The following is an 18,562-nucleotide window of genomic DNA, read 5'->3' on the forward strand; positions in this document are numbered from 1 at the left end:
AATACGCTCCTTAATTTTTTATGAGATAAATCGGTCTTCCGATAAGTTTGGTTTTATTCCACTCGAAAGTTTCTGTTTGTTTCATTTCTCTTTTGTCGCATTGTTCATACTTGCAAAATTTGCAAAGAGCAGGGAGGCAGTAATCAAAGTGAATTTTTAATTGAAGTCTCGGAAATTTCTTTAGCAGTAATTCTTCAATTTCATTTTCCTCGGTATGTGATTCTCTGATGGAAAAATAATAAGGCATGATCAAATGAAAATCTAAAAATATTTTATCGCCCGAAATCCAGAAGCGAAGTTCGTGGATATCAATCCAATAGACTTTTTTAATTCTAATAAGTTCGTTTGATATCTCCTCAAGCATTTTAATATCAGTCTCGTTCATCAAACCACCCACTGATTCCCTCATTAATTTGAAACCTGTAAACAAAATATTTAATGCAACACCTATAGCAAAAATCGGATCGAGAATTGTATAGTCGGTAATCATCACTAAAATTATTCCAATCAAAACACCGATGCTTGTGAATGAATCGGTAAGCACGTGCTTTCCATCTGCTGTAAGTGTGATTGAATTAGTTTTCTTTCCTATGCGGATAAGATAATATCCAAGAATCAAATTAATTACTGCAGCGCCTGTTACTACAATAACGCCTGTATCAAGACTTTTTAATTCTGATGGGATTAGAATTGCTTTTACGGATTCAAAAATTATATAAAGCGCTGCAAATACAATTAAAAATCCTTCGATACCGGCGGAGAAGAATTCCACTTTACCATGCCCGTAAGGATGTGATTCATCGGGGGGCTTTGAGCTAAGAATTATACTGTAAAGTGCAATTGATGTAGCGATAACATGTACAACTGATTCGGCAGCATCGGAAAAAATAGCTTCGGATCCTGTAATAAAATATGCGCCGGATTTTGCGATGAACATTCCTACACCTACCGACAGCGAAATATAGGCTGCTTTTTTTCTAAGTCTTATTTCTTCCTGCATTGTCTCCTCTGAATAAAAATTAAGTCTAAATTGATTTTAGAATTTTTCCTGCTTGAATTAATACCTCATCCTTTTTAGCAAAGCAAACCCGAATGAGTTTTTGCGAATTATTTTTTGAATAAAACGGTTGAAGCGGTATTACTGCAACTCCAATTTCTTTTGTGAGCCATTCAGAAAATTCCATATCGTTCTGATCTGATATCTGAGAATAGTCAAGCAATTGAAAATAAGTGCCCCTTGCCGGTTCGGCTTTGAATCTTGATCCGCTGATAGAATGTAAAAACAAATCCCGTTTCTTCTGATAAAAATCATTCAAACTTAAATAATTATTTTCATTCAGAAGAAATGTTGAGTAAGCATGCTGCACCGGAGTATTGACTGCAAAAACAATAAACTGATGTATCTTTTTAATTCATTCATCAAATATTCAGGAGCGCAGCAATATCCAACTTTCCAACCGGTTGTGTGAAATGTTTTTCCGAATGATGAGATAACAAAACTTCTTTTATTCAATTCGGTCGAACTGCTGATACTAAAGTGGGGCATTCCATCGAATGTAATGTGCTCGTAAACTTCATCACTAATTATTAAAATGTTTGTTCCTTCAGTTAATTGTTCGAGCATTTTAATATCATATTCAGTAATCACACTGCCTGTCGGGTTGTGAGGTGAATTGATTATGATCGCTTTTGTTTTTCTGTTAATCTTTTTTTTTATATCACTCCAATCGAAATTGAATTCTCCGGCAGTCAATTGAGAATAAATTGGTACCCCACCGTTTGCAATTACTGCAGGAACATACGAATCATAAGCCGGCTCAATGATTATCACTTCATCACCGGAGTGAATGACGGTTGAGATAGCTGTATAAAGAGCTTGCGTTGCACCTGCTGTAATGGTTATCTCCGTTTCAAAATTATATTCAGCTTTGTATTGGGTTAATATTTTTTCTGAAATAGTTTTTCTAAGTGAAGGTAATCCAGGCATTGGCGCATACTGATTCATTCCCTCCTTCATAAATTTATGAACGAGTTCGATTAGCTGTTCTGAACAATTAAAATCAGGAAAACCTTGTGAAAGATTAATAGCTTTATAGTCAGCCGCCATTTTAGACATTATTGCAAAGATGCTTGTCCCGGTTGAAGGAAGTTTAGACTGAATAGAAATATTTTGTTTAATCATATTTAATTTATTTGAAATATATTTTCAGAAGGACGAAGGTTATTATAAATATTCTTTAATTGATCATAAGCAAAACGATTACCACGATGTGCGGCATACCTGTATAGTTTTACAGCTTCGGCAATATTTTGTTTTACAAACTTCCCGGTTTGATAACAATAGGCAAGTGTAACTTGTGCAAGAATTGATCCCTCATCGTTCAATTTATTTAAATCGTTCAAAAGATTATCAGCAGAAAATGAAATATCATCAAATATAACGGCGGCAATCAGACGAACTTCAGCTTCTTTGTTGGCTAAAGATTTTGCTTTTTGCCAAATATTAATTCCTTCTTGTTTATTTTCAGCAGAATATTTTCCGGTGTAAGTGATCAGACCAAGCTCGACGAGTGCAGGAAGATAATTACGGTCGGCTGATTTTGTTAATAAATTTATTGCATCTTGAATTGCAATTGATTGATCAAAGCCAAGTGATGATAATGCGTACCAGACAAACATTGCTTCTGCATTTTCTTTATCAGATTTAAGTTGAACAAGTTTTAGCAAACTCTTATTTACGCTCAACTGCCACAGTAGATACAGCCCTTTGGGCGAGTCAAGACGTGCAGCCCTGACGTAATAGGCAGCGGCGGTTATTAAATTTTTTGAATAGTGAATTCCAGATTCATACAGGCGACCGAGCATTACCATTGCTTCCGGGTTTCCGAACTCGGACGACTTTAACAAGTAAGCGATCTGATCGCTATTGAAATTTAATGTTGAATCAGAAAAATTGAGTGAATCTTTTTGTTCATCTGTAAGGGAGGAGGTCAAATCTTCTAATAACATTTCATTGGTTACATTGATCGCAGTATCGTTTGTAGTTTCAAAATTAATAAAGACGAGACCGAGATTTGATGAGATATCCGAATCTATTTTTTTTATCCGCAGGATTTGTTTCAGACAAAGTTGATGGGACATATTCTGTGGTATCTTTAGGTGTATATTTTTTTAGTATCTCAGGAATAATTTCTTTAGCCGGTTCAAAACCCGCATCGGAAGACTTTTTAATCCAATAGTAAGCATCTGCCCAATTAGCTTTTACAACCAAGTCATCAGTATAGAATATTCCCAGAATATGCTGAGCTGCAGGCATACCTCCGATTGCAGCGAATCGAAAATATTTGAATGCTTCGAATGGATTCCAATCAACACCCCACCCATTTAAGAGTAATATGCCGTAGTTGAATTGCGCGGCGGTTAGTTCTTTATCAGCGGCTTTCTTAATCCAGAAAGCACCTTTTATCGTATCGGCGGCCACACCTTCGCCGAGCAAATATCTTATGCCGAGTTCGTGTTCTGCAAAAGGATCACCGCTGTTGGCTGCTTGAATTAAATGGAATTGCTGCCAAAGTTGATAGGATGGATCGGGCTGATAGAAATAATTCCTTCTCTCAAAGATATTTTTATTTTTAAAAGCGAGACTTTGTGTGCTGTCTTGTGCAAACGATACTGTTGATAAAATGAATATCAGTAAACAGATATTTAGGAAATAGTGATTGAAAGCCGGGAACAATAATTAATCCAATTTTTTTGATTGAATAAATAGTTAAACATTGACGAAATCGCAAGTGATTTTCAAATGGCGAATTAAAAATATAAAAGTATTGAAAGAGGCGGAATGGAATTATTAAACCCTGTCACGAAGTGGTTTCACACGAGGATAGGTGAGACTGCCGAATAAAGGGAAAATATTTTCGTGAGAATAAAAAGGAATGTTTTACAAAAATTTACAACTGCAGCACGCAGTAAAACGTACTCCTCAAATAAATATATTTATTTATTATAATTCTTCCGAGCGACGTGATAAATGTAGATTTAGAGGGATTTAAAATTACAGGATAAAGACAAATGTCATGGGTCTGTGTGACAACTTGACGGGTCTTTTAAGTGAGAGAAGTTACAAGCCAATAGGAGAGCAATAGGAGTGAAATAGGTGAGCAATAGGTGTTTAGGCTTAAAATATCAAAAAAATGGACTTTGTAATTACTGTCCAATTGTATTCTTGACTAAATGGCAGACTCTGGATGTGAAAAAATTTAGTCTAAAAAACAGCAACAAAAGCTGAAAGGGATAAACAAAGGAAAGAGGAAGGAAAACGCGAAGATAAAAATAAAAAGCAGTGAACGCAGCAAGCAAAATCACCAATCACTTTTCTGTCATTCCCTAAATCTTTTCTCCAGCTTACATCTTCATTATGCTTTAACATTTCGCGGCTAAGAATATTGGAGGCATCAATAAAAGCATTTTGCTTTCGGCTTCGTGTACCTTCTAATGCTGCTTTATCTTCTACACAGCCAGATACTATTCAACTCTAATTATAGAATACTCAACAGCATAGTTTATTAAATCACTTTTAAGTGAAAGAGACTTATGATGGCATAGCCACATCCGTCATTCTTGTGCAGACAGGAATCCACTGATTATTAAGCAGATTCCCGTTGCATTGCCGCGAGAATGACAAACGGCTTGGAAGCAATTTTTCAGAATTCTCTGAAAATAATTTAGTCTGAACAAAATGCGTAAATATTTTTTTTGTTAGTTCGGGTGGCATTTTATAATTGCTTTCATAAATAGTATCCTAATTTTCAATAAATAAATTTTGAAGATTCCATCTCCATCTGAAGTATTACATAAGGTTGATGCTATACAATAGGTTACAGTAAAGTATAAAAATGCTTTTTCATTGAGCGACTAATAAAACTAAGCTTTTTATTGTAATATTTTCTGGGTCTAAGAATATTAGCGGATTCACCGAAGTTGTCAGGCTAATTAAGTTTTTTGACAGTAGCAAAAAAGTCACTTTTATTTATTTTGAAATACTATTAATTAAAAAGATTAGCTTCAGAGGAAGTCTTTACCAAATTACCTAGTAGGGAATGAATTGTATTGTCCGGATGTGTGGAGAGGAACAAAAGACTTTAAAAATAATAACAATAAGGAGATTTTATGGCATTTTTACGAACGCATTCGATTCAGGTTCATAACACACATGGGGTTGCACTTTATATCTTCACTACGATAATACTATTACTACTGGGATTTCAAAACATATATCCCGATGGCACCGATTCATTGGACACGAAACTTTACTCAACACTTGCGGTTTACGGGTTTACAGGTACTATTGAGGCGAAGTTCATTCAAGAGCTAAATCGTCCAATCGATCAAAAAAGAGCTGATCTCGGTCGGTTATTATGGTTCGATATACTAACTGGGCTGAACGATGACAACACTCTGCGGTGGTTGTCACTCACCGACAAATGGTTTTGGAGACACTCAACCAATCGCCATTGGCATTGACAACAATCTCATCGTAGGACCTAGCCGTACTGGACCGCGCAATCAACGTCGGTCACCAATCGCAGTTAATACAGCATTGTATCCTAATCTTATGTGGAATTCACGGTTTGCATCCTTGTCCGGTAATCCATTTGACAACAGTGCCGGATTTCTTTTCCCACCTCCCGAGGGACTGACACTGTCCTACCTTCCGCACCTGCTGGTTGCACAAGCTTTCATTCCTCCTACCGAACGTGTCGAGGCTGCCGGATTCAACTTTCCAGGCAGCAGCACCGATATCCGGAACGAGGTATTGCGCAGATTAAACGATAATCCCGAATATAGAAAATTATTCAAGCAGGCGTTCCCGGAGATATCGAGAGATCAGCCTATCAACTTTGACCACTGTGGGAAAGCAATCGCGGAATTCGAGTTCACTCTGATTTTCTCTAATGCACCGCTCGACCGTTTTGCACGAGGACAAAAAAATGCATTAACAATTAATCAAAAAAAGGCGCACTGTTGTTCTTCGGGAAAGCTGGATGTGTACGATGTCATCAGGTTTCGGGAGAATCCAACGAGATGTTCAGTGATTTCCGTATGCATGTGATTGGCGTTCCGCAAGTAGTCCCAACATACAGCAATGTGGTTTTCGATGGACCTGGTGCAAACGAAGATTTTGGTCTTGAGCAGGTTACAGGTATCGAGACAGATCGTTATATGTTTCGCACTGCACCTCTTCGAAACGTAGCGGTGATGCCTGCTTTTATGCATAACGGCGCATTCGTCCAACTGGAAGATGCGATTCGTCACCATTTGGATCCCTATAAGTCTGCACGAAACTACAGCCCAAGTTCGCTTCCACCAGACTTACAAGGCCCTCTTGGCCCAATCGAACCTGTGCTTGCCAGGCTTGATCCCCTTTTGCAGTCACCAACTGAGCTATCACACAAGGAGTTCACTGATCTTGTTGACTTTGTGAGAAACGGTTTACTTGATCCACGGGTACTTCCACAGCACTTGAAGAAACTCATTCCGAATGAAGTGCCGAGCGGCAGTCAGACAATGACTTTTGAGTTCAACCTTTCACAACCTGGATTTGATAACGAAACTACCTTTTCTGTTGAAAAGGAAATTACAGTCCCCTTGGAGTTTAAGCTATTGCAGAACTACCCCAACCCTTTCAACCCTTCAACATCAATCAGTTATGGATTGAACGAAGATGCGGATGTCTCCATAATTATTTATAATGCGTTAGGTCTGGAAATTGCTACTCTTGTTAATAACTCACTGCCAAAAGGATTCCACAGCGTAGTTTGGAATGGTACAGATAACTCCGGTAATCAAGTTACAAGTGGAATATATTTCTATAGAATGGTTACAGGCAGTTTTGTAGAAACCAAAAAAATGATACTATTAAAGTAAAATTAAGTTAGCTATGCTTACTTTTTATTTTTATAATGTCCTTTTTCTATTTTTTATGTCACTATTTTTACAAATGACAATCTATGACAATCCCATCAACCGGGATAATGCCTAAAATGAAAGGAAGACTTTTATGTACTTGATACTAAAAAATTTGAAACACAGAAGCCGTAAATTTAAGGTTACCTGGCACATACAACGAATTTTCGTCGCCTTGATTGTGCTTCTGACTTCCTCAGCTACCGCTCAATGGAACACTCAGAGTCCCATTCCGACTTTTCTGGATGTTAGAGGCATTGCTGGCTTCACGGATCCGCATGTCTTTATTGCCACAGACGATAATTCATTTGATGATGGTGGTTCTTTGTTTGAATCTACAGATGGCGGAATCAACTGGATTCAAAGAAACATACCTATCAGCCTTAGTAACCCATTTTATGGGCTCTTCTTTCTCGATAGCCAAAACGGATGGGTTTATGGTAACGATAATTATCGAACTACCGATGGAGGAATAACATGGACTCAGCTTCCCTTTCTCGGCTCAACTTACTTTATGAAATTTTATACAATAAACTTTGGTTTAGCAACCGGGAACTTCGGGAGATATATCAGTCGTGACGGCGGACTTTCCTGGGAGCCATCGCCTAACGATATGTTTGCTTTCGACTTTACCAGCGATCTAATTGGATTAGGCGTTTCTGAAACTTCAGTTTTTCGTTCAACTGATGGTGGAGCTACATTTGCACCTGCGTATAACGGTAACGCCAAGACAGTATCGTTTCTTAGCAATACTTTAGTGGTGGGAATTGCCGATGATATTTTTATACGATCAACAGATGGCGGGTTAACATGGAATGATGGAACACCAGCCGAAGGCAGAGACCATCTTGTGGCAATATCCGGTAATGTTGTTCTTGCCTGGGGAAGAGCCGGCACCTTCCCGGATTTCGATGATCGTATTTTCAGATCATCTGATGGGGGTCAGTCTTGGACAGACCTTGGCGAAGTAATGGACCCGGGACCGTATGCAACTCCCTTTGCATTTGCAGTTCCTGATCCGCAAACTGTGGTCGCTACTGATGGTGCAGGCAATATGTTCTATTCCGGCGATGAAGGCCAAAACTGGACTCTTGTATTTGATTCTCCTAATGGTTTACAGCCAGGTTATCTAAGCAGCGTAGTACCTTCATTTACAGATGCACAAACCGGCTATTACGGTTATGGTCCTGGATTTATTATTAAGACAACAAATGGAGGTGCATCATGGTCTCAGATTTCCAGTGGTTCGGGAAACTCTATAAATGATATTGATAGATTTGCAAATGGGAAATTATTAGCTGTTGGTGATGTCGGAACTATTTTGACTAATCTAAATGGTACTTCACCCTGGCTGCTTCAATCTCAAATTACACAGTACAACATAAAGGCAGTGCAGGTAGTAGGTACTAACGAGGCAGTACTTATCGACGAAATTGGACAAGTATTTATGAGCAATGATGGAGGTGAGAACTGGACAATTACAAACACGATACCTCCAGGTCTTTCGCCGGCAGAGGATATTCACTTCAGCACACTCATGGATGGCTGGGTAATCGGACAGGGAGGAGATTGCCTGCTTCATACAAGCGATGGAGGCAATACATGGATTCCGGTTACGGATTTCGGTGGTGCTTATGTATCTGTTGATGTGGAAGGAGCGAACATTTGGGCAAATAATATTACCGGAATATTTTACAGAAGCACTGATAACGGAGCTACCTGGACATTAGGGTTTCTTCCTAACAGTCCATTTCAAATACTGGATATGGATTTTTATGATGAGAACATTGGTTATGCAGTGGGTTGGGGCGGTAAAGCTTATCGAAGCGATGATGGCGGGGCTAACTGGCAGGTTTTACCAACACCAAACGAAGATGATTATCTTACAGATATTTATTTGATCGGACCAAATGAATTATGGGTCAGCACAAACTCGAATGCAGCATACTACTCATCCAATGGCGGGCAAGGCTGGGCTGTTCTGGAAATCGGTTCAGAAGGTTTCGGCAGTTTCTCAGCTATCACAGCAAGTGCAGATGGTGATGCATGGACAGGAGGTTTCCAGGGCTACATAGAGCATTTTACAGGAGAACCTCCACCCCCATTGAATCAGCCTCCGACTGCATCTTTTACTTATACTTCTAATGGTTTAACGGTTGATTTCATTGATTCCAGCACAGACATTGACGGTACAATTTTAGAATGGGCTTGGGACTTTGGTGATGGTTTATTTTCAACCGAACAGAATCCAACACACACTTATGACACGGCAAACACTTATATTGTCCAGCTAACCGTTACTGATGATGACGGCGATAGCGATTCTACAATACGCATTATCACTGTTCAGCCCAACCCGGGGGGCACATTCGGCGACTTCACAGAAGTAACGCCGCTTGATTCAATATTTGTTACGCCGGAAGATGAAGATTTTTGGGTAATCACTACAGCACCGGCTGACTATGACAGTGATGGAGATCTTGATATTGCAGTGCTTGGCTATTATGTTGTTTACAATCAGAGTGTTGAATACCGTTTATTATTATTAGTGAATAATGGACCGGCAGATTCAACTCATTGGGATTTCAGTTACATCAATGTGCCGCTTGGAATATTAACCACAGGATCATCAGACATGGCGTGGGGTGATGTGGATGGGGATGGTGACCAGGATTTAGCAGTTGGAACAGATGGCGCGACAGTTATCTATCTTAACGATAATGGAACACTCATACTTAGTGACACTAATCTTCCCGGTTACTGGGAAGATAACAGTCAGGCAGAATTTGATTTGCGGTCTATTACCTGGGCTGATTTTGATAATGATGGCGACCTTGATATCCTGATACCTTCAGTTTTTGATGATACAACTTTCTCCTATAAAACAACTTTGATGCGTAATGATAGTGCCAACGGAACAGGGGGTACTATTTTTACGGAGACAGACTCAGTATTCGCGCCGACTTCACACGCCAATAGCACCTGGGCTGACTTTGATAATGACCAGGATCTTGATTTGCTGCTTGTGAATATGGCACCAAACACCGATGAGGGTTTTATACGTCGTTACCGAAATGACGGTAATGGAAATTTCTTCGGCGAGGATATACTTGATTCGCTGACAATCGAACATGGTGATGCTCAGTGGGGGGACTATGATGCTGATGGCGACCTTGACATACTTGTGGCTGGAAACATTTTGGAAAACGGTATATATAATCTTGCACTTCGAATTTATCGGAATGACAATGAGAGCTATATTCCAATAGAGGTAATATCCTGCGTTCCATGCGAAGGTTGGTTTGATCTTACCGCTGCAACGTGGGCAGACTACGATTCTGACGGCGACGTAGACATTTTATTGGCAGGTAATTACAACTCAGGTTCAAATATTGAAGGACGTGCAAGAGTTTATACAAATGACGGTAACGGAAACTTTACGGATTCCGGTAATGAATTACCTGCACCGCGCGCAAGCGGCGATCGGGGGGGTACATTCTCCTGGTTAGATATAGATGGAGATGGAGATCTTGATTACTTTATTGCCGGGCAATACTTTGTTCCTGGAGGAAATGGACTTGTTGAAGCGCAGATGCATCTTTATAGAAATGATACTGAAGGTCAGAATAATGCGCCAACTACTCCGACGGATTTAAACGCTGCCTTTCAAAATGATGATACAGTTCTATTATCTTGGACGGCATCGAGCGATGATCACACAACTTCTCCCGGATTAACGTATGATCTTGTGGTAATCAGACCGGGATCGCATAACCCCTCAAAGCCTGATATCCTCATTGATAACTTTTCGGTTACTGATCCTGCTCGTCTCCCTGAACCGGGAAATATCAGCGCTGTTACTGAATGGTTATTAACCGGGCTAAAAGATGGTCATTATGAATGGTGCCTTAGTGCGGTTGACGCAGCTTATGTTGGAAGTACAATAGCCAGAGGTGTATTCGATATCGGTATTCCGACTTCAGTTGAAGCGGATAATTTACCCATCGTTTTTTCTTTAGCCCAGAATTACCCCAATCCTTTTAATCCGTCAACAAAGATTAAATTTTCGTTGCCCTCAGATTCAAAAGTACAAATTACAATTTATGATATTCTTGGAAGTAAGATTTCTGAACTGGTTAACGAAGTTAAACCGGCTGGATTTTATGAAGTCAATTTTGATGCGAGCTCATTAGCCAGCGGAATATATTTTTACAAAATACAGGCAGGGAATTTTGTTGATACCAAGAAGATGATTTTATTGAAGTGAGATTGGTTAATCCTTGATTACACAAAAGGCCGTCTCTGTGACGGTCTTTTTTTTTGAAACAACATTACCTCTCTATCATTCGCTTGCACCAAATGATTTAAGAGTCCCGGAAGATATACTTGAGAAGGAATTCCTGAAACTTGCAGAAGCTGAAGGTATAAGTGACATAGATGAACTCAATAAGATTTTAGAAAAAGCTGTTCAGACAAGGCATTTCTTAAAAGGTAAAAGAAGAATAAATAAGATTGCGAAGTTTGTTGCAGAGCATTATAGTACTTATGTAGAGAATCTTGGATACAAAACATTTTTAGTCGGAGTCGATAGAGAAGCTTGTGCACTCTATAAAAAAGCTTTGGATAAATACTTACCCCCCCGAATATTCTCAGAATGAATGTCTATATTGCAACCTAAAATAGTGAAAGAGGTTTATGGTAGAGGGAAAAGGATTGATTCAGGGGCACGGAGTGGAGCCCCGATATTCATCGGGATAAATTCAGCAGAACGGAGTTCGTTACTACTTTTATACTTGACTGATGAGCTGAAGTAAATATAAGTGTAATACGGAAAAAAATATAAATTGCATCAAAGATATTAGACTTTTTAAGTAAATTAATTTGAACAAATTAATGGGTTAAGTAGGATTGTAAACAACATCAACATACGGGAAGAACAACCCAGGGAAATCTGTAAAGGGTTTCTTATCCGGGGATTAGCTCTTTTTGGGTCAGTATTAAGACAAGATTTTAATGCGAACAGCGATATTGATCTTCGAGTAGAATTCACACCTGAATTCGGAGTGAGTTAATTCGATATCGTTAATCTGAAAGACGAATTTGCGAAGCTGTTCGGAAGCGAGGTGGATATTGTGCGACGAAAAGCAGTTGAGCGCAGCAGAAATATATTCAGGCAAAAAGCTATTCTCGAAAATGTTAAAGTCATCTATGCAGCATGATAAGGCTTATTTCTTCAAAAAATATTTCTTCATTGGTTTGAAGTAGAATTCCCTCCAGCCGTTTTTATAATTGTCTGATTGTCCGTCGGGAATTTTGGAATGGACCAATGTCAGCATAGTTCCTCTTGGGTTTTTGGAGAAAAAAATTTCAAGGAGGGAATCGGGTGCGCTGTCAGGGAATTCAGTTGTCCGCCAGCTTTGAACTATTCGCTTGTATGGTTCGAGTTCTAATGTCTTACCGGTTATGTAATTGTCCCACACTTTAAATTTGCCCCCGATCTTTGGATTGATCTTTGCTTTACCTCCTGTGAAGGCAGAATGCTTTTCACTATCAAGCCAGGCTTCGTATAGCGCTTTGAGTGATGTGTTAAATGTAGCCGAAATTTTTATTGTTTTTTCCATAAAGAATTTCTTTTGTCATTAAGTTATTCAACTTTAATTAAAAAAACACTAAGTAAAAGAATTATTTTTAAATTGATTGCCATTCAAAGTTGGAAATTAGGTTAAATCTGTTCTATATTTGTTTACAAAAAAACAAAATGGCATCACGAAAAAAGTAAAACTAATCTTTGTCACAGGCGGGGTCGTTTCCTCATTAGGAAAAGGAATAACTGCCTCATCTCTCGGACTTCTACTTAAACAACGCGGCTTTAAAGTCACCATTCAGAAATTTGACCCTTACATAAATGTTGATCCCGGAACAATGAGTCCGTTTCAGCATGGCGAGGTGTATGTAACTGATGACGGCGCTGAAACAGATCTCGACCTCGGCCATTATGAGCGGTTTCTCGATGTCAGCATGACACGCGCTAATAACACGACTACAGGTCAGGTCTATAATGAAGTTATCACAAAAGAGCGAAGGGGGGATTTCCTTGGCGCAACTGTGCAGGTTATTCCGCACATCACCGACGAAATAAAACACCGAATGACAAAACTTTGCGAACTTGGTGAATACGATATAATCATTACGGAAATTGGCGGAACAGTCGGTGATATTGAAAGCCTTCCTTTTATTGAAGCTATGCGGCAGCTTATGATGCAGTTTGGAAGAGTCAATACGATGAACATTCACGTAACGCTTGTTCCATATATTGCCTCAGCAGGTGAAGTGAAAACAAAACCCACACAACACAGTGTTAAGAATCTTCTCGAACTTGGAATTCAACCTGATGTTTTGATTTGCCGATCTGAAGTTAAACTCGCAAAAGATTTACGTGATAAGATAGCATTATTTTGCAACATTGATTCACGTGCGGTTATTTCTGCATATGATGTTTCCTCGATTTATGAAGTCCCTTTGGTACTGCTAAGAGAAAAGCTGGATCTATTAGTGCTAAAAAAATTACACCTCCCTGATAGAAAAATTAAAATTGAAGACTGGGAAGCATTTGTTCAGAAAGTTAAATCACCAGCACAAACAGTTGAAATAGCCCTTTGTGGAAAATACACCGATCATCTTGATGCATATAAAAGTATAATGGAATCGTTCATTCATGCCGGTGCAGAGAATGATGCAAAAGTAAAAGTCAGGCTAATCAGCGCTGAAAAACTTGAAACAGAAGATGTTCATTCTTTACTGAAAGGTGTGCATGGAATTTTAGTACCGGGGGGGTTTGGAGAGCGCGGCATTGAGGGAAAAATCGCAGCAGTAAAATATGCAAGAGAAAACAAGATTCCTTTTTTGGGAATATGTTTGGGAATGCAGTGTGCGGTAATCGAGTTTGCGAGAAATGTTTGCGGGCTTGCGAAAGCCAACAGCTCAGAGTTCAAAAAAAATAATTACTCCGTTATTGATTTGATGCCCGATCAAAAAAACATAAAGAATATGGGCGCAACGATGCGGCTGGGTGCCTATCCCTGCACTTTAATGGAGGGGACAAAAGCAAAGCAGGCATATAAATCTGAATTTATTTCGGAACGGCATCGTCATAGATATGAGTTTAATAATAAATTTAGAAATCTGCTGACGGAAAATGGCTTGGTGCTGAGCGGCTTATCACCCGATAAAGAACTTGTTGAAATAACTGAACTTCAAGACCATCCCTGGTTTCTCGGCTGCCAATTTCACCCGGAATTAAAATCCCGTGCAACAAAAGCGCATCCGCTGTTCAGAGAATTTGTGAAGGCTTCAATCAAGTACTCAAAAGAAACCTGATCATTTATAATTAAAGTTTCACTAAAAATTGACAAACTCAGCGCTCAAATACTTATTGAGATGTGTCCCGGCTTTTATTTTATTATTTCATCAACCAGCATTTGCACAATCTGAAATAACAACGTTAGTTAAACGGGGATTGGATAACTGCTACAACTTTCAATGGACTTCTGCAGAGAATATTTTTTTAAATCTTCAAAAAAAATATCCTGAAAATCCCGCCGGCTATCATTATCAATCCGAAATTTATCTCTGGTATTATCTTGGTACAAAAATAATGAAGACTTAAAATCATTCACCCATTATTCTGATTTAGCTATTCAGAAATGTGAAAATGAACTGGACAAAAATTCGGATAATTCAGAAATTCTTTATCTACTTGGAATGAATTATACATTAAGGGCAATAGCATTTACACAGGCAGAAAACTATCTTGATGCGGCGTGGACAGCAAAAAAATCAGAATCAAATCTTTCTGAATGTTTGGAGAGGAATAATAAAAAAATATGATGCATATCTCGGACTTGGATTATATAATTTTGCAGTAGCTCAAATCCCGAAAGCATTTTCGTGGGTATTAAGCATTGCTGGTTTTAGCGGTGATGAGGAAACTGGTTTTGAATATTTGAAACTGGCTTCAGAGAAAGGTGATATTGCAAGGGTGGAGGCAAAGTATTTTTATTCCCAGTTGCTCTCTGAAGTAATTACCGATTACAAAACTGCTGATTTCTACTTGAAAGATCTCTCAAAAAAATATCCTGCGAATTTATTATTCAATTACTCGCTTGCGTCAAATTTGATAAAACAAAAAAAACTTACTGATGCAAAAAATATTCTTCTGAAAATTCTTTCAAGTAATGATAAGAAATTTATCCAACTGATTTCATTCAGCAATTTTTTAATGGGCGATGTTTATTTCAAACTAAATGATTTTTCGAAAGCAATTAAATATTACAACAACTTTCTTTCTGCCACACCCGATAAAGACTACACAGGAATAGCAAATTATAGGGCAGCAATTTGTTTTGAATTTATTGGCAAACATAGGGATGCACTTATAAAATTTAATAAAAGCGGGCAGGGCAATATGGATATTGATGATGACATCTATGCAAAAAGGCGGGGGAAAATTTTTTCAGATAGAAAAATATTTAACGAAGAGCTTGAATTGATCAGGTTATCAAACTTGATTGAGCAGGGTAATTTTAAGACTGCTGTTGATTCGATCAAATCATTTTTACAAAATGTTAAAAATGAAAATTTAAAGTCGGAGGCAAATTATTATCTTGCCGATGCTGAATTTCACCTTGGGAATTATGGTGAGGCAGTTACAAGTGTAGTTCAATCATTGGCATTAAATTGCGGTGATGAAAAATGGATACATCCATTTGCAACTTATACCGCAGCAAGAAGTTTAATTAAACTCGGGAAGCTTGACGAAGCAAAAAAATATATCGAAAAGACAGAAGATTTTTCTGATTACGACTATAAAAATAAATTGGAAAATCTTTTGAAAGTTCTCCACAGAGAGATGAATAACTAAAATTACTTTTGAAAAATAAAATTTTATTATTGAGGAAATTATGATAGAAAAACTTATTGAATGCGTCCCAAATTTTTCCGAAGGACGCGATAATAATATTATCAAACAAATCACAGATGAAATCGAAAAAGTTGAAGGTGCCAAACTTATTGATGTTGATCCCGGTCCTGACATGAACCGGACTGTAGTAACATTTATCGGTTCACCAACAGCAGTAAGTGAAGCTGCTTTTAATGCTATCAAAAAAGCAGCAGAGCTGATTGACATGTCAAAACATCATGGTTCACACCCAAGGATGGGGGCGACGGATGTCTGCCCATTTGTTCCTGTCAACGGAGTAACAACGGAAGAGTGTATTGAGTTATCAAAAGCTGTGGCAAAAAGAGTCGGCGAAGAACTTGGAATTCCGGTATATCTTTATGAAAAGTCGGCATCTAAACCGGAAAGGAAAAACCTTGCATTCATCAGGCAGGGGGAATACGAAGCACTGCCGGAAAAATTAAAAAAGCCCGAATGGAAACCTGATTTTGGTCCATCAGAATTTAATTCAAAGGCTGGTGCTACCGTGATTGGCGTTCGCGAATTTTTAATCGCTTATAATATAAATCTTAACACACGAGAAGAAAAATATGCAACTGACATCGCATTCGAATTAAGGGAGAAGGGGAGATCTGCGCGAAAAAATAGCGGCAGTCCATTTTATTTTAAGAATGATGATATAATAAAATATAATGAAGGTGAATATCCGTGCGGCAATGAAGATGAATTTATCGGTAAAACAATTGAAGAAACAATTAAACATTGTGCTGAAGTTCATAAGTATGATTTAAAAGAACTTTTGGAATTAAATGGAATTGATCCCGGCAAGGTGGAGGGTCAATCAGTGAAAGTCCCGGGCAAGTTTAAAAATTGCAAAGCGATTGGATGGATGGTTGGGAAATATAATCGTGCACAAATTTCAATAAACCTCACAGATTATAAAGTGACTTCAATGCATAACGTACTTGAAGAGACTCGCAGACTTGCGGCTGCAAGAGGAATAGTAGTAACGGGAAGTGAGATAGTAGGCATGGTTCCGTTTTCAGCTTTGCTTCAGTCCGGAAAATATTATTTGAAACTGCAATCCAGATCAGCAGGAATTCCCGCGAAAGATATTTTAGAAACGGCGGTTCAATCACTTGGATTAAGAGATGTTACTGATTTTATAATTGAAGAACGCGTGTTGGGTCTTCCTAAAAATTCAGTGAAAGATTTAGTTGAAATGAAACTCAATGATTTTGTTGATGAAGTTTCCCGTGAATCTCCTGCACCGGGAGGGGGATCAATCGCAGCGCTTGCCGGTGCACTTGGCGCAGCGTTATCTTCCATGGTTAGTAATTTGACCGCAAACAAGCGCGGCAGTGAATCCGTTGATGGAATTCTAAATGAGACTGCTGAAAAATGTCAAATTATTAAAGAAGAATTATTAAAAGCGATAGATGAAGATACAAATGCTTTCAATTCTTATGGATGCCCGCAGACTTCCAAATAAATCTCCCGGAGAAAAATTATTGCGGAAGGAAGCAATGCAATCAGGCTTAAAGCAAGCAGTTCAAGTACCGCTAAATACGGCACAGAAAAGTTTAGAGGCAATAAAACTGGCTCTGATTGTTGCAGAACTTGGTAATCCAAATTCAATTACAGATGTAGGCGTAGGCGCACAGATGGCTTATTCAGGATTGGTCGGAGGAATTTACAATGTGCTTATAAATTTGAAAGATATTGAAGACAAAGATTTTGTGAATAAGATGAACTCAGCCTGTTCGTTATTGAAAAGTGAAGCGGAAAATATTTATCTAAGGTTGAGGAGGTAGTGGAATCGAAAATTAAATTCTGAACAACCTGAGAAATGAATTTACAGGAAAAACTGGAGTACCATTATCTAAATTTCGATAGGACAAAATTATCTCCCGACCCTTTGGAGTTTCCACACCTTTTTTCTATTGATGCAGATATTGAATTGATGGGATTTATAGCGTCTGTTTTCGCTTACGGAAATATAAAACAAATCAATAGTTCACTTAATAATATTTTAAAAATTGTTGAACCATCGCCGTCAGAATTTATTTTGGACTTCAATAAAAATAAAGCAAGGGAAAAATTAAAAGGGATTAAACATCGTTTTTATTCAGGTGAAGATATTCTAAATCTATTTTATCTTTTAAAAATAATTGTCAAAAAAAACGGTTCACTAAAAAATCTTTTTCTTCAATATTACTCAGAAAAAGATAGCTCAATTAAAAATCCACTCTCAGAATTTTCAAAAGAATTTCTTTCTAGATATGAACAGGAAGCCGGCTCTCCAACAACAGGGATAAAATTTATGTTTCCTCTTCCTGAAAAGAACAGCTATGCAAGCGGATGAATTTATTCCTTCGCTGGATGGTGCGTAAGGATGAACTCGATTTTGGATTGTGGAATGAAATCCCCACTAATAAACTTATAATTCCTGTTGATACTCACGTAGCCCGAATCTGCAAGGAACTTAAACTGACTTCTCTAAAAAATGTTAGCTGGAAAATGGCCGAAGAAATAACAAACAATCTTAAAAAATTTGATCGTCTTGATCCTGTTAAATATGATTTTGCGATTTGCCATATCGGTATTCGCAAAATGAAATTTTAGTACAGCATTTAA

At 38.2% G+C, this 18,562-nt stretch carries 15 protein-coding genes and 2 pseudogenes; 12 read left to right on the top strand and 5 right to left on the bottom strand.

Features of this window, described 5'->3' with window-relative positions:
• Window positions 1-10: 10 nt before the first annotated feature.
• The 4 genes and pseudogenes from IPH11_17370 to IPH11_17385 form a co-directional block, all read right to left on the bottom strand.
• Entirely contained in the window at window positions 11-1,000 is a 990-nt protein-coding gene (locus IPH11_17370) for a cation transporter (protein MBK6915342.1), read from the bottom strand.
• 25 nt (window positions 1,001-1,025) lie between these two features.
• A pseudogene (locus tag IPH11_17375) lies at window positions 1,026-2,182 on the bottom strand (aminotransferase class I/II-fold pyridoxal phosphate-dependent enzyme).
• 2 nt (window positions 2,183-2,184) lie between these two features.
• Window positions 2,185-3,141, bottom strand: a complete 957-nt coding sequence (locus IPH11_17380) for a sel1 repeat family protein (GenBank protein MBK6915343.1) — start codon at window positions 3,139-3,141, stop codon at window positions 2,185-2,187.
• Window positions 3,053-3,736, bottom strand: coding sequence for a sel1 repeat family protein (locus IPH11_17385; protein MBK6915344.1), 684 nt, complete (start codon window positions 3,734-3,736; stop codon window positions 3,053-3,055). The genes IPH11_17380 and IPH11_17385 overlap by 89 nt, the downstream gene beginning before the upstream one ends.
• A 1,433-nt stretch (window positions 3,737-5,169) precedes the next feature.
• Between IPH11_17385 and IPH11_17390 the strand changes: the two are divergent.
• The 5 genes and pseudogenes from IPH11_17390 (at window position 5,170) to IPH11_17410 (ending at window position 12,038) form a co-directional block, all read left to right on the top strand.
• Window positions 5,170-6,579 (top strand): annotated as a pseudogene (locus tag IPH11_17390) (hypothetical protein).
• The gene (locus IPH11_17395) at window positions 6,568-6,927 is read left to right on the top strand and encodes a T9SS type A sorting domain-containing protein (protein ID MBK6915345.1); all 360 of its coding nucleotides are present in this window, start codon (window positions 6,568-6,570) and stop codon (window positions 6,925-6,927) included. Before IPH11_17390 ends, IPH11_17395 begins: the two are co-directional and overlap by 12 nt.
• 133 nt (window positions 6,928-7,060) lie before the next feature.
• Entirely contained in the window at window positions 7,061-11,233 is a 4,173-nt protein-coding gene (locus tag IPH11_17400) for a VCBS repeat-containing protein (GenBank protein MBK6915346.1), read from the top strand.
• Window positions 11,234-11,270: 37 nt separating this feature from the next.
• Window positions 11,271-11,624 carry a hypothetical protein gene (locus tag IPH11_17405; protein MBK6915347.1) on the top strand — a complete coding sequence of 118 codons (354 nt, stop codon included), beginning with the start codon at window positions 11,271-11,273 and terminating at the stop codon, window positions 11,622-11,624.
• Between the two features lie 231 nt (window positions 11,625-11,855).
• Window positions 11,856-12,038 carry a nucleotidyltransferase domain-containing protein gene (locus tag IPH11_17410; protein MBK6915348.1) on the top strand — a complete coding sequence of 61 codons (183 nt, stop codon included), beginning with the start codon at window positions 11,856-11,858 and terminating at the stop codon, window positions 12,036-12,038.
• Between the two features lie 153 nt (window positions 12,039-12,191).
• On the opposite strand, the gene IPH11_17415 is transcribed toward IPH11_17410, so the two are convergent.
• Window positions 12,192-12,587: an SRPBCC domain-containing protein gene (locus IPH11_17415; GenBank protein MBK6915349.1), complete on the bottom strand. Its 396-nt coding sequence runs from the start codon at window positions 12,585-12,587 to the stop codon at window positions 12,192-12,194.
• A 163-nt stretch (window positions 12,588-12,750) separates the two neighbouring features.
• On the opposite strand from IPH11_17415, the gene IPH11_17420 reads away from it, so the two are divergent.
• From IPH11_17420 to IPH11_17450, 7 genes are all read left to right on the top strand, one after another.
• The gene (locus IPH11_17420; protein MBK6915350.1) at window positions 12,751-14,343 is read left to right on the top strand and encodes a CTP synthase; all 1,593 of its coding nucleotides are present in this window, start codon (window positions 12,751-12,753) and stop codon (window positions 14,341-14,343) included.
• Between the two features lie 55 nt (window positions 14,344-14,398).
• The gene (locus tag IPH11_17425) at window positions 14,399-14,632 is read left to right on the top strand and encodes a hypothetical protein (protein MBK6915351.1); all 234 of its coding nucleotides are present in this window, start codon (window positions 14,399-14,401) and stop codon (window positions 14,630-14,632) included.
• Between the two features lie 144 nt (window positions 14,633-14,776).
• Window positions 14,777-15,886 carry a DUF3808 domain-containing protein gene (locus tag IPH11_17430; protein ID MBK6915352.1) on the top strand — a complete coding sequence of 370 codons (1,110 nt, stop codon included), beginning with the start codon at window positions 14,777-14,779 and terminating at the stop codon, window positions 15,884-15,886.
• A 40-nt stretch (window positions 15,887-15,926) separates the two neighbouring features.
• Window positions 15,927-17,417, top strand: coding sequence for a glutamate formimidoyltransferase (ftcD, locus tag IPH11_17435; protein ID MBK6915353.1), 1,491 nt, complete (start codon window positions 15,927-15,929; stop codon window positions 17,415-17,417).
• Window positions 17,377-17,739, top strand: coding sequence for a cyclodeaminase/cyclohydrolase family protein (locus IPH11_17440; GenBank protein MBK6915354.1), 363 nt, complete (start codon window positions 17,377-17,379; stop codon window positions 17,737-17,739). Before ftcD ends, IPH11_17440 begins: the two co-directional genes overlap by 41 nt.
• A 35-nt stretch (window positions 17,740-17,774) precedes the next feature.
• The gene (locus IPH11_17445; GenBank protein ID MBK6915355.1) at window positions 17,775-18,290 is read left to right on the top strand and encodes a DUF2400 family protein; all 516 of its coding nucleotides are present in this window, start codon (window positions 17,775-17,777) and stop codon (window positions 18,288-18,290) included.
• A complete protein-coding gene (locus tag IPH11_17450; protein MBK6915356.1) occupies window positions 18,287-18,550 on the top strand; it encodes a DUF2400 family protein in 264 nt (87 codons plus the stop codon). The genes IPH11_17445 and IPH11_17450 overlap by 4 nt, the downstream gene beginning before the upstream one ends.
• Window positions 18,551-18,562: the final 12 nt, after the last annotated feature.

The organism is Ignavibacteriales bacterium (assembly GCA_016709155.1).
GTDB lineage: Bacteria > Bacteroidota > Ignavibacteria > Ignavibacteriales > Ignavibacteriaceae > JADJEI01.